Source organism: Sunxiuqinia rutila, assembly GCF_050589705.1.
In the GTDB taxonomy this organism is placed as follows: Bacteria; Bacteroidota; Bacteroidia; order Bacteroidales; family Prolixibacteraceae; genus Sunxiuqinia; species Sunxiuqinia rutila.
Genome location: NZ_JBNGOT010000006.1, coordinates 291,593 through 304,074, shown reverse-complemented (window position 1 = coordinate 304,074; position 12,482 = coordinate 291,593). Strand labels below are relative to the sequence as shown.

Below are 12,482 nucleotides of genomic sequence, written 5' to 3'. Positions count from 1 at the left end.
TTGCCTAAAATCAGGGCAGAGCTGTATTTTTGTCCAAACATTGTAAATATAAAATGATGAAAACCGGACTAATTGGCGCGATGCGGGAAGAGATCCTGCTTTTAAAAAAAGACATCCAACAGTTAAAAACCGACAAATTTGGTTCCCGCGAATTTTATTCCGGCACCCTTAACGGGCAGGAGCTGGTCATGGCCTTATCGGGCTGGGGAAAGGTTGCCGCCGCCTCAACTGCAACCACCCTGATTAACCACTACCAGGTGGATCAACTGGTCTTTATCGGGCTGGCCGGTTCGGTTCAGCCACAACTCAACATTGGCGACATTGTGGTAGGCAACCAACTTATTCAACACGATGTTGATTTGACACGCTTGGAGGGCTTTCCGAAAGTTGAATCACCATTTTGGAAGACCTTTGAATTCAATGTTTTTCCGGATTCCGGTGCCAAAGCACTTTCTGCTGTTGATAATTTTGTTCTCAATTTGAAAAACGGCCAGTATCCGGCAATCAATGCCAGCTATTCCCCCACAGTACATGTCGGAGCCATTGGTACGGGTGATCAGTTTATCGCTTCCAAAGAAGGAAAAGTGCGCATAAACGAACGCTTCCCACAAATTTTGTGTACTGAAATGGAGGGAGCAGCCATCGCCCAGGTGAGTGCTGATTACCAGCTTCCATGCACGGTCATACGAATTATTTCAGACCATGCCGACGAAGAGGCTCATGACTCATTTTCCAAGTTTTTGTTTGAAGATATTAGTCAGATATCCGTGGAAATTATCAAGCTGCTTTTGTCCTAATCGGCTGAAAAATAAACTATGAAAGATAAATAACTGACAACAAGGAGCATAAATCAAACAAGTCAAAAATTATAAGAAACACAATCGGCAGCCGGTGAGTTTGGCACAGTAATTGTTAATACCAAGTCAAGAGAAAACAACATATACGCCACTTAGCCGTGGAAACAATTAAACAAAACAATTTAGTTAGAACCAGAAAACAAAAATCTCCAAAGTAACGTGCTTTGGAGATTTTCTTTTTTAGCCCTTCAGGCTATTCATTCATTGGCTTTTACCTTATTTGAATGCTGCGTCCAAGGTTTGTATGTTGAACACTTCCCGCAACTTTTCTTCTGAAACACTGGTTGAAAGCGTGATCTCGGCCGTTTCGTCCGGCAGCAAATCAAAGTAATTATCCGAGAAAAATCCCTCTTCATCACCAATCGTCATGAACAGGTTTTTGGCCAACTTATCGGTTTTAACCGAAATTGTATAACCACCTTCTGCAGGTACAATTTCATAAGTCACCTCAGGCGTTGGAAGCTTCATTTCCTTTACCGGCCGGAAGTAAAACACGTTACTGGCAATTACCTTTCCGCCCTCAATCACTTCAGCAACCAATACCTGGCGGTAGCTGTCCTTATCCCGTAAAAAATCATAGCGGTTAACATCGAAATAAGAGGCGCTGGAATTGGCAGGAACATCGGCCAATACGGCTTTTTCCCAAACAACTTCCCCATCAAAGTTAACCATCCGAAGATTCAGCTGGGCATTAATCTCCCGAAGCTCATCATTTACAATGCCCACTTTCAGGAAGTTTTCATCGATATAAGGTGATACCAGAACGGACTCAAAGCCTTTCTTTACAAAGTACTGCAAGGCTTTCCATCGCTGGTAATAGTCGGTTGAACTCCATGAGGCCACCGGCCAGCAATCGTTGATTTGCCAGTACAAGCTCCCCATGCAAAAAGGCATCGCTCTTCGGTGTCCCTCCACGGCAAACTTAATCCCTTCGGCTTGCAACACATGGTTTACATACAGAAACGACTCAAAATCCTTGGGCTGGTCATAATCCTGCAACATGTAGTATTCAATGGTTTTATTGCCAATTGACGAACGCTGATGAGAATTCATGACTTCGGAAACAATGTCATAGTCCTCAGGGAGCGCGTATTGTTTCACACTCTTAAACTCCGGAAACGACTGGAAACCGTATTCGCTCATAAAACGGGCAATATGCGTGGCGTAGGTTTGAAAGGGTTCTTTTCCCCACCAAACGCCCCAATAATGCTCATCACCATTAACCAGGTCTGCCGGTACACCGGTGCCTGACGATGGGCTGGATGCCCAATAGGACCGGGAAGCATCAAAAGCCTCCACCGCATCGGGCAAAATTTTGTGGAAAATTTCCTCATAGGCTTTCCACATCTTGTCGGCATTCGCCTGGCTTTTCGCTTCTTCATCGCGTTTCCAGCCCCAACCATACCAGGCCGCAAGTATTTCATTGTTGCCACACCACAAGGCAATACTGGGGTGATTACGCAAACGCTTGATGTTATCAATGGCTTCTTCCTTCACATTATTCAGAAAAGCCTCATCGCCCGGATACATGGAGCAGGCAAACATAAAATCCTGCCACACCAGAATTCCGGCTTCATCGCATAAATCATAGAAAATATCGTTCTCGTAGATCCCACCTCCCCAGACACGCAGCATGTTCATGTTCGACGTTTTTGCCGTATTGACCACCTTGCGGTATTGCTCATCCGACACGCGCGCAACAAAAACATCGTTGGGAATGTAGTTGGCTCCTTTCATAAAAACGGGCACTCCATTGAGCTTGAAATAGAACGAGGTTCCATCTTCATCCTGATCACGAACCAGCTCCAGGGTTCGAATTCCAATCCGATCGGTCTTTTGAGTGGTCCGGTCATTAACCGTCAGGTTGGCTGTAATTGTATAAAGCGGCTGTTCGCCAAGCCCATTGGTCCACCACAACTTCGGATTCTCAATTTCAAAATCGACAGAATAGGTATGTACCCCTTTTTGAAGGTTGACCACAACAGAACCGGCCTTTTGGCCATCCACCTCAACCCGGTAGGTGGCGGGTTTCTCAGTCTCCGAATCAACTTCAATAATCGCTGAGAATTTGGCTAAATCATCCTGAACTTCATGCTGAACCACCTGCAGGTTCTCTATCCGGGCTTCATCCCAGGCTTTCAGATGTATCGGCCGCCAGATACCACTGGGAACCAGGCGTGGCCCCCAATCCCATCCAAAATGATAAGGCGCTTTACGCACGTATGCGCTCACTTTCTTGCCTCCCTCAACCTCGCCAATTTCAGCCAGATCGTTGTCTGAAACCATGATAACAAAGCCATTGGCATCGTATTTTTTGATTCCTTCCTTGATGGGTGAAAGAAAAGTGATCAGCAAGGTGTTTTCCCCCTCTTCCAGGTAGGGTTTAATATCGACCAGGTATTCCCGGAACATGTTGTCCGTTGCGATTACTTGCTGGCCATTCACAAACACCTGCGCATAGGTATCAAGCCCTTTAAAGTCGAGCGCAATACGGTCTTTCCTTAGAAGCGTTTTGTCAACAGTGAATGACGTTTTATAATCCCAGTCCAGCTTATCAATCCACTGCACATCGCGCTCGTTCAGCCGGTAGAACGGATCTTCAATCTTGCCGTTAGCCAGCAGGTCGGTATGAACACTCCCGGGCACCGTGGCCGGCAGCCATTCATTTTTTCCGTGTTCCGAAAATTGCCATCCTCCATTCAGTAAGGTTGAAGTCATAAGAGCAGGGTCTTTAGGCTGGCAAGCAAACAAAAGCACACTGGCCAGCGTGAATAATAAGGATCGATACCTTTTCATTTGATGATAATGTTTAATTTGTAGACTCAAAAATGGTGAATGGATGCTAGAATTACAAACAAAAAATCCGAAGGAAAATTGCCTTCGGATTTTTGAATGAGTTGTACGCTTAAATTTTTGGTAAGGTCCATGGACTTCGGTAAGTCGGAACCAAGTATTCATTGGCTTCCGGATCGTCTATAAACAAGCTCTTTTCGCTGTCCCAATACAAGCGGCGGCCGGTTTTCAGGGCAATGTTGCCCAAATGTGCCACACGCGCGGTATTGGCAGCTATTTCAATGCTGCAATTCAAATCGCGCCGGCGATTGCGAACCCCATTCAGGAAGTCAGCCATATGCAGGTCCAGGCCTTTGCCAGAGCCTTTTTGCAACTCCACACGCTCCACCAAATCTTTATCATTTTTGCGCTCGGGAATCACTTCCCAGCCCTCGCGGTCAACAACCAGCGTGCCGTTGTTGCCAACGAAGCCCACGCCATGGTTACGTCCAAAGTGGCCGCCATCAATGCCGGTTCCGTGGTCCCAAAGCATGGTAAACCCATCAAATTCATAGAGAGCCTGCAAGCTGTCAGGCGTTTCGGCAGCGTCATCGGGGTAGGCAAACTTACCGCCCATGGCCATCACCGATTTGGGGGCCTTGGCCTGCATGCCAAATAAACCATAATCAATGATGTGCACGCCCCAATCGGTCATCAATCCGCCGGCATAATCCCAAAACCACCGGAAATTGAAGTGAAAACGATTGGGATTGAACGGGCGCTTTTCGGCTGGCCCAAGCCAGAAATCATAGTCCACGCCTTCCGGAGCTTCCCGGTCAGGTTTCACCGGAACGGGCTCCATCCAACCTTGATAAGCCCAGGTGCGCACGGTGCGGATTTTGCCCAGCTTCCCGGAATAAACATACTCAACAGCATCGCGCCAATGGGGATCACTTCGTTGCCACTGCCCCACCTGAACCACGGTTTTATACTTTTGAGCTGCGGCTTCCATCAGGTTGATTTCCTCGATGGAATTCCCCAGCGGCTTTTCACAATAAATATCTTTGCCAGCCTGACAAGCCTCAACAAAAGGCAGGCAGTGCCAGTGATCCGGCGTTCCGATGATAACCACATCCACCTCCGGGTCAGCAATCAACTGGCGATAGTCGTTATACGCCTTGGGTTTCTTGCCTTGCAACTTTTCGGTGTCTGTCAGGCGGGCATCCAGCACCCGCTGGTCCACATCACAAATGGCCACACACTCGGTATTGGGCTGCCCCAAAAACGCACGCAAGTCGGCAAAACCCATGCCTTTTGCGCCAATCAACCCACAACGGATTACCTCGTTGGGCGAGCAGGCGCTCATGGCAGCCGGCATCGAGGCCGCCAGGCCCACTGCAGCTGTTGCCGCAGTGGTCTTCTTGATAAATGATCTTCTACTAGTCATTGGTTCGGTTATTAATTATTCCTTCTGCATGGCATCATCAAAGGCAATGTCCGAAGGAGCAAAGTCACTGTAGCGCACAAACTCACAGGACTCAGCAGCGCCGGCTTCACGATCCATGCCACTGTCTTCCCACTCAATGGATAATGGGCCTGAATACTGGATGGTATTCAGCGCGCGGATGATGTTTTCGAAATCGATCTTTCCCCGTCCTACACTTCTAAAATCCCAGTAGCGACGATGATCTCCAAAAGGAGTATGGCCTCCGAATACTCCGATAGTGGTAGGCACATCGCTCCAATACACGTCTTTCATGTGCACATGAAAAATGCGGTCGGCAAAGTCGTAGATGAAGCGCTCATAATCAACATGCTGGTAGCCCAGGTGGCTGGGATCGTAGTTAAAGCCAAAAGCCGGATGATAATCCAAGGCTTTCAGAGCCTTTCCGGCGGTTTCAATGTCAAAGGCGATTTCAGTTGGATGCACTTCCAAGGCAAACTTCACCCCTATTTTCTGGTATTCATCCAGAATGGGTTTCCAACGTTTGGCAAAATCCTCAAACCCCCGGTCAATCATGTCCTGCGACATCGGTGGGAAGGCATACAACAAGTGCCAGATGGAGCTGCCGGTGAATCCAACCACCGTATCCAAACCCAGTCGTTTCGCCACATGCCCGGTGTTAATCATTTCCTGAGCCGCACGCTGGCGTACGCCTTCCGGGTCGCCATCGCCCCAAATGTAATCGGGTAAAATGTTTTTATGCCGTTCGTCAATATTATCGCAAACACATTGCCCCACCAAGTGATTGGATATGGCGAATAACTGCAAATCATACTTTTCCATGATCGCCTTCCGCTCGTCACAATACTCTTGGTCGGCTTTATCAACTTCCATGTGGTCGCCCCAACAGCATAGTTCCAGGCCATCGTAGCCAAAATCCTTGGCTTTCTGACACATGGTTTCGAATGGTAAATCAGCCCATTGTCCGGTAAATAAGGTTACTGGTCTGCCCATAGTTTTATTTTTAAGTGGTTATTCTGATTAGATAATTAGTTATTGAACGTGCGTTGTTGGCTGAAGCCCTTCAAGGAATGCCTCCCCAACAACGAAGCGTGGTCTGCTTACTCCTCAAACTTGACCCATTTTACCGTATCGCTGTAGCCCGCTTCCACCACCGTGTCAATAAAGCGCATGCCCCGAACACCATCTTCAATGCCCGGAAAATCAAGCATGGCAGCGGTGGGTTGTTCGTTGTTCATTTTGGCGCGAACAGTTAAAGAGAAGTTGCGGTAAATGTTGGCAAAAGCCTCGAGGTAGCCTTCGGGATGCCCGCCGGGTGTGCGGGTGTTGTGCTGCGAAACAGCGCCCATTTGTCCCGTTCCTACGCGTACCATCTCTGTCGGACGGTCGGCCCATTTCATCCAAAGGGTGTTGGGTTCGTGCTGATTCCACTCCAGCCCGCCTTTGTCGCCATACATCCGTATTTTCAGCGCGTTTTCTTCGCCGGCAGCAATTTGTGTGGCCATTAAAACACCACGCGCCCCGTTGTCAAAACGCAGCAAAGCGGCACCATCATCGTCCAGCAAACGTCCGGGTACAAAAACATTGAGCTCGGCGCATAGTTCCGTCACTTTCAATCCTGAAATATATTCTGCCAAATGATGAGCGTGTGTTCCGATATCGCCCATACAACCGGCTTTGCCCGATCGTTTGGGGTCGGTACGCCAGCTGGCTTGCTTATTCCCGGTATCCTCGAGCTTCGAAGCCAGCCATCCTTGCGGGTATTCCACATAAATGCGTTTAATCTCGCCCAGTTCGCCACGAGCCACGCGCTCTTTGGCTTCTTTTACTGCCGGATAACCGGAATAGGTATGCGTCAGGGCCAAGGTCAGGCCGGTTTCCTGCAACTTCGATTGAAGCGTCAGTGCTTCGTCCAGCGTAAAGGTGATGGGCTTGTCAATAACCACATGAAACCCGTTTTCCAGGGCCATCATGGCCGGGGCAAAATGCACAAAGTTGGGGGTTACAATGGTCACAAAGTCCATGCGTTCGCCTTCGGGCAAGCGGGCTTCCTGTTCAAACATTTCCTGGTAGGTTGTGTACACCCGGTTTTCGGGAAGAAAATACGATTTACCCGAAGCTTTCGAGATTTCCGGATCAACACTGAAACAGCCACACACCAGTTCAATCTGGTTATCCATAAAAGCGGCAAGACGATGAACGGCACCAATGAAGGCATCTGAGCCTCCTCCGACCATTCCCATGCGAAGTTTACGATTCATAGTAATTGGTTTATTAGATTTTAAGTACTTCTCAAATGTATAAAACTTCTGTTGAAGACGGAAAAAACAGACCAGAATAGTATCGGGAAAGACAAAAGCTTCGGGTCAGGCTGAAAGACTCCCCCAAAGCCCTTCTTTTAGCTTTCGGCGTCCTTGCCCGGGTTGTTTTCAGCTTCCTTCAACCTGGTGATTAACGAGCGGACTTCTTTCAGCTGGTTAAACGTCAACTCGCGCAATTGTCCGCGTATATTCAGCGGAATCTGTTCGCGCACCAGGGCCTGCAAGGGATGATTTTCCGGCAAAGGCTCCTGCCCATCATCCTCCCATTCCATTAAATCGTTGGGCGTGCAATGCAATGCCCGGCAAATGGCGCTGAGGTGATTTAGCTTCAGCTGGGTGATTTTCCCGTTGAGCGAGCGCGTGGCCACATTGGGGGTCAGTCCCTGCTTAATTAAGAAGTTGTAAGGATTGGCAATTCCTTTAATTTCGAGTAAATAGCGTAGGTTGTAGTGTAACATGACGAAGAATAGTTTTAGTGAGTTACGATAAGCTCATTAAAGTTAAAACTAATTCTTCATTCTTGAAAATCAAATCTTTATTAATGCGAATCATTCCTAAATTGTACAAATACGCTTATGCATTGATCAAATTCAATTTAACATTGTTCGAATCCTGATCAAGTTCCGGCAAAACTTGTTCTCAATTTTCAAGAGGTATTACTTCATTCAAAAAACCATAGTCTGCATTCTATCAAACCACTTATACTTTTTACAAAACTACTAGCTTCTTTCCCAAAACTAAATCTATCTTTACCAAGGATCCTATTCCACAAAGGAATAGAACTAAACGAAATTAGCTGAAAGGACTCGTAAAATCTACTTGTAATCTGCAAGAAATAAAGCTATTTTTGAGTTCTCACTAAACCAAACACAACATGAAACGACGTAATTTTATAAAAAACACGGCCATCGGAGGCTTTGCTGCCACAGGATTAGTTTCAGGGCTTTCGGCCACCGCTTCAACTTCAAAAGAGTCAAACTCCGCTCAGTTTAAACTGAAATATGCTCCCGGACTGGGAACCTTTAAAGAACTTGCCGGCAATGATCCCATTGACCAGATAAAATTTATGCACGACCAAGGCTTTCGCGCCATTTTCGACAATGGGCTGATGCACAAAGATCCGGCGCTGCAGGAAAAAATAGCCAACGAACTGGCCCGGCTGGGGATGGATTTAGGTCCGTTCGTTTTGTATGCCGATTTTAGCGTGAAATCGTTTGTTACGCAAGATCCGGAGATCAAAGAAATGCTGAAAAACAAAATGAAGGAAGGTCTGGAATGCGCCAAACGAACCAACGCCAAAACCGCGCTGGTGGTTCCCGGACGCTTTGCCGACAACCTGGAATGGGATTACCAAACCGCCAACGTCATTGACAACATGCGCATGTGCTGCGACATCGTGGAACCTGCTGGCCTGACATTGGTTTTGGAACCACTGAATGCCTGGAAAGACCATCCCGGACTATTTCTCACCAAAATTCCGCAAACACACATGATTTGCCAGGCCGTTAACAGCCCAAGCTGTAAACTGGTGAATGACTTATACCACCAACAAATTACCGAAGGCAACCTGATCCCCAATATCGACAAAGCGTGGAATTCCATCGCTGCTTTCCACATTGGCGACAACCCGGGCCGCAAAGAACCAGGCACCGGCGAAATCAACTTTGTGAATGTCTTTAAACACATCCACAGCAAAAGCTACGACGGTGTACTTTGTTGTGAGCACGGCCGCAGCCTGCCCGGCAAAGAAGGCGAACTGGCCTTCATTGAAGCCTACCGCAAAGCAGATAATTTTTAAGTGAAAAAGATAAAACCCAAGCAAGAAAGCCTTCCAATTTTGGAGGGCTTTTGCTTTCTATACCAAATCATGCGGCAATATCTAACGGCGATCCGCTTTTGATATTTGTGGCTCCTCACTTGTTTTTTGATCACAATCCATCTGGCTTAGAACTTTTCCAAGGGGCAATTCATGTTTTTCAACAGAAAAATGTACTTTTGCTGTTCAATTTTAAATCCTGAAAGTCAGGGATAACACCAAAATCTGCAAAAAAGGAAAAACAACATGAAACGACTGAAAATTAAAGAAGTATTGACTGGCGGCCAAGTGGGTCAGCAAGTGTTGGTAAAAGGATGGGTACGAACCAAGCGCGGCAGTAAGAATGTCAATTTTATCGCCCTGAATGACGGATCAACCATCAATAATTTGCAGGTTGTTGCTGATGTTGAAAAGTTTGGTGAAGAATTATTGCATAACATCAATACCAGCGCCGCACTGGGCATTACCGGTGAGTTGGTTGAATCAATGGGAAGCGGACAAGCCGTAGAACTGGTGGCTTCGGAAATTACGATTTACGGAAAATCCGATCCGGAAAAATACCCCATTCAACCCAAAAAACACAGCCTGGAGTTTTTACGTGAAAACGCTCACCTCCGCTTTCGTACGGCTACTTTTAGTGCCGTTTTTCGCATTCGTCATGCCATGGCTTTTGCCATTCATAAATATTTCAACGACAAAGGCTTTTATTATTTGCATACCCCAATCATCACAGCTTCGGATGCTGAAGGCGCCGGACAAATGTTTCGGGTATCCACCCTGCCTGCCGTTGAGCCTCCTTTAAATGAAGAAGGGGAAATTGACTATACCCAAGATTTTTTCGGACGTCCGACCAACCTGACCGTTTCGGGCCAGCTGGAAGGCGAGCTGGGAGCAACTGCTTTGGGTGAAGTGTACACTTTTGGCCCCACTTTCCGTGCTGAAAATTCAAACACCACCCGTCACCTGGCCGAGTTCTGGATGATTGAGCCGGAAATGGCGTTTTATGAGCTGAAGGACAACATGGATCTGGCTGAAGACTTTTTGAAATACCTGATCCGTTATGCCCTTGACAACTGCATGGACGACCTGAAGTTTTTGAGCAACCGCCTGCAGCAAGAAGAGAAAAACAAGCCACAGGATCAGCGTTCCATGGAGTTGATTGAAAAGCTTCAGTTTGTATTGGAGAATGATTTCATCCGCTGCACGTACACCGAAGCCATTGACATTCTGCGCAACTCAAAACCATTCAAAAAAGGTAAATTCCAATATCCGGTAGAATGGGGTATCGACCTGCAAAGTGAACACGAACGTTACCTGGTTGAAAAGCATTTCAAAAAACCCGTCATTCTTATTGACTATCCAAAGGATATCAAGGCTTTCTACATGAAGCAGAACGATGATGGCAAAACCGTGGCCGCCATGGATGTATTGTTCCCTCAAATCGGGGAAATCATCGGTGGATCAGAGCGCGAATCCGACTACGACAAGCTGGTTAAGCGCATGGAGGAAATGGATGTTCCAACTGATGAAATGTGGTGGTACCTCGACACCCGCCGCTTCGGAACCGTGCCTCACGCTGGTTTCGGCTTAGGCTTCGAACGCTTTATTTTATTTGCTACCGGCATGGGAAATATTCGCGACGTCATTGCCTTTCCACGGACACCCAAAAATGCTGAGTTCTAAACGAAAGAATTATTCATTGATAATAAATCAAAGAGGCTGTCCGCAAAGGATGGCCTCTTTTTGATTACAAAGCTTATATTTGTTATCCCGATAAAAGTTAACTTTGAAGAAAATAGGATAGTATGCCATCTCAGAAATTAAGTTTACAGCAAAAACTGTTACAAAAGCTTTCACCTCAGCAGATTCAGGTGATTAAGCTTTTGGAGATCCCTACTATTCAGCTCGAACAGCGCATCAAAAAAGAGATTGAAGAAAATCCGGTTCTGGAATTGATTGATGACGAACCCATTGATCATAGCGAAGACACGGATAGCAATGACAGTGATGAATTTTCGCTGGAAGATTACATGGACGAAGACGATATTCCAAGCTATAAGCTGAATGCCAATAATTATTCGAAAGACGACAAGCAAGTCGATATTCCATTCAGTACCGGAACCAGCTTTTATGAATCGCTGACCGAGCAGTTGGGTTTAACAGAATTAACTGACCAGCAGAAAATGCTGGCACAATATATCATTGGCAACATTGATGAAGACGGCTATTTGCGCCGCGATTTAATGTCCATTAGCGACGACCTGGCCTTTACGCTCAACATGAACGTAAGCGAACGGGAGCTGGTAGAAATTCTTGAAGTCATTCAGGATTTTGACCCGGCCGGAGTTGGTGCGCGTACGCTGCAGGAATGCTTGTTGCTGCAAATTCAACGTAAAAAAGGCAATGACTCCACCTGCCTGGCATCACGCATCCTACAGCACAGTTTTGACGAGTTTACCAAAAAGCACTACGACAAGATCATTCACAAGTACGAAGTTACCGAGGAAGAGCTAAAAGAGGCCTTGAATGAGATTCTGAAGCTGAATCCCAAGCCCGGTGGCTCGATGAACAATCCGCATAACCGCTCGAACCAGGTTATTGTGCCCGATTTTACGCTGGACAATGTGGACGGTGAACTTATTCTGTCGCTGAACCAACGCAACGTCCCCGACCTGCGTATGAACAATTCCTACCTGGACATGCTGAAAGGCTATTCCAGCAACCGGAAAAGTGCCTCGAAAAACCAGAAGGAGGCCGTCCAGTTTGTCAAGCAAAAACTGGATTCGGCCAAATGGTTTATCGATGCCATCAAGCAGCGCCAGCAAACCTTGCTGTTAACCATGTCGGAGATTATTGAGTTTCAAAAAGAATACTTCAAGGAAGGCGATGAAACCAAGCTTCGCCCCATGATTTTGAAAGATATTGCCGACCGCACCGAACTGGATATTTCCACCATTTCGAGGGTGTCGAACAGCAAGTACATTCAAACTCACTTCGGGATCTACCCGCTTAAATATTTCTTTTCCGAAGGTATGCAAAAGGACACAGGCGAGGAAGTTTCCACCCGGGAAATCAAAAAAATTCTAGAAGAATGTATTGAGAAGGAAGACAAACGGAAACCCTTGACGGATGATCGTCTGGCCAAGATTTTAAAAGAAAAGTCGTACCCAATCGCCCGACGAACCGTTGCCAAATACCGCGAGCAGTTGGGCATTCCGGTAGCCCGGTTAAGAAAAGAACTCTAAAAACAA

9 protein-coding genes are annotated in these 12,482 nt (G+C 46.8%); 4 read left to right on the top strand and 5 right to left on the bottom strand.

Annotation, left to right across the window (positions count from 1 at the left end; translation table 11 throughout):
• Window positions 1–53: 53 nt before the first annotated feature.
• Window positions 54–797 (top strand): 5'-methylthioadenosine/adenosylhomocysteine nucleosidase, encoded by a 744-nt coding sequence (locus tag ACRD6K_RS09960; RefSeq protein ID WP_430973128.1) that lies wholly within the window; start codon window positions 54–56, stop codon window positions 795–797.
• 276 nt (window positions 798–1,073) lie between these two features.
• Here ACRD6K_RS09960 and ACRD6K_RS09955 read toward each other — a convergent pair whose 3' ends face one another.
• The 5 genes from ACRD6K_RS09955 to ACRD6K_RS09935 all read right to left on the bottom strand — a co-directional run bounded on the left by ACRD6K_RS09955 (window position 1,074) and on the right by ACRD6K_RS09935 (window position 7,873).
• Window positions 1,074–3,653, bottom strand: a complete 2,580-nt coding sequence (locus tag ACRD6K_RS09955; RefSeq protein WP_430973127.1) for a beta-mannosidase — start codon at window positions 3,651–3,653, stop codon at window positions 1,074–1,076.
• 109 nt (window positions 3,654–3,762) lie between these two features.
• Window positions 3,763–5,076, bottom strand: coding sequence for a Gfo/Idh/MocA family protein (locus tag ACRD6K_RS09950; protein ID WP_430973126.1), 1,314 nt, complete (start codon window positions 5,074–5,076; stop codon window positions 3,763–3,765).
• Between the two features lie 15 nt (window positions 5,077–5,091).
• Entirely contained in the window at window positions 5,092–6,087 is a 996-nt protein-coding gene (locus ACRD6K_RS09945; RefSeq protein WP_430973125.1) for a sugar phosphate isomerase/epimerase family protein, read from the bottom strand.
• 107 nt (window positions 6,088–6,194) lie between these two features.
• Window positions 6,195–7,355, bottom strand: a complete 1,161-nt coding sequence (locus ACRD6K_RS09940) for a Gfo/Idh/MocA family protein (protein ID WP_430973124.1) — start codon at window positions 7,353–7,355, stop codon at window positions 6,195–6,197.
• Window positions 7,356–7,492: 137 nt separating this feature from the next.
• Window positions 7,493–7,873, bottom strand: coding sequence for a helix-turn-helix domain-containing protein (locus ACRD6K_RS09935; protein WP_430973123.1), 381 nt, complete (start codon window positions 7,871–7,873; stop codon window positions 7,493–7,495).
• A gap of 416 nt (window positions 7,874–8,289) precedes the next feature.
• Here ACRD6K_RS09935 and ACRD6K_RS09930 point away from each other — a divergent pair, with 416 nt between their 5' ends.
• The 3 genes from ACRD6K_RS09930 to rpoN all read left to right on the top strand — a co-directional run bounded on the left by ACRD6K_RS09930 (window position 8,290) and on the right by rpoN (window position 12,476).
• A complete protein-coding gene (locus ACRD6K_RS09930; protein WP_430973122.1) occupies window positions 8,290–9,213 on the top strand; it encodes a hydroxypyruvate isomerase family protein in 924 nt (307 codons plus the stop codon).
• Window positions 9,214–9,477: 264 nt separating this feature from the next.
• The gene (asnS, locus tag ACRD6K_RS09925; protein ID WP_430973121.1) at window positions 9,478–10,914 is read left to right on the top strand and encodes an asparagine--tRNA ligase; all 1,437 of its coding nucleotides are present in this window, start codon (window positions 9,478–9,480) and stop codon (window positions 10,912–10,914) included.
• Between the two features lie 122 nt (window positions 10,915–11,036).
• Window positions 11,037–12,476, top strand: coding sequence for an RNA polymerase factor sigma-54 (gene rpoN / locus ACRD6K_RS09920; protein ID WP_299578409.1), 1,440 nt, complete (start codon window positions 11,037–11,039; stop codon window positions 12,474–12,476).
• Window positions 12,477–12,482: the final 6 nt, after the last annotated feature.

Excerpts from the sequence above, each read along its gene's own strand:
- rpoN (WP_299578409.1), top strand. The coding sequence starts at position 11,037 with ATGCCATCTCAGAAATTAAGTTTACAGCAAAAACTGTTACAAAAGCTT.
- ACRD6K_RS09945 (WP_430973125.1), bottom strand. The coding sequence starts at position 6,087 with ATGGGCAGACCAGTAACCTTATTTACCGGACAATGGGCTGATTTACCA.
- ACRD6K_RS09940 (WP_430973124.1), bottom strand. The coding sequence starts at position 7,355 with ATGAATCGTAAACTTCGCATGGGAATGGTCGGAGGAGGCTCAGATGCC.
- ACRD6K_RS09960 (WP_430973128.1), top strand. The coding sequence starts at position 54 with ATGATGAAAACCGGACTAATTGGCGCGATGCGGGAAGAGATCCTGCTT.
- asnS (WP_430973121.1), top strand. The coding sequence starts at position 9,478 with ATGAAACGACTGAAAATTAAAGAAGTATTGACTGGCGGCCAAGTGGGT.
- ACRD6K_RS09930 (WP_430973122.1), top strand. The coding sequence starts at position 8,290 with ATGAAACGACGTAATTTTATAAAAAACACGGCCATCGGAGGCTTTGCT.
- ACRD6K_RS09955 (WP_430973127.1), bottom strand. The coding sequence starts at position 3,653 with ATGAAAAGGTATCGATCCTTATTATTCACGCTGGCCAGTGTGCTTTTG.
- ACRD6K_RS09950 (WP_430973126.1), bottom strand. The coding sequence starts at position 5,076 with ATGACTAGTAGAAGATCATTTATCAAGAAGACCACTGCGGCAACAGCT.
- ACRD6K_RS09935 (WP_430973123.1), bottom strand. The coding sequence starts at position 7,873 with ATGTTACACTACAACCTACGCTATTTACTCGAAATTAAAGGAATTGCC.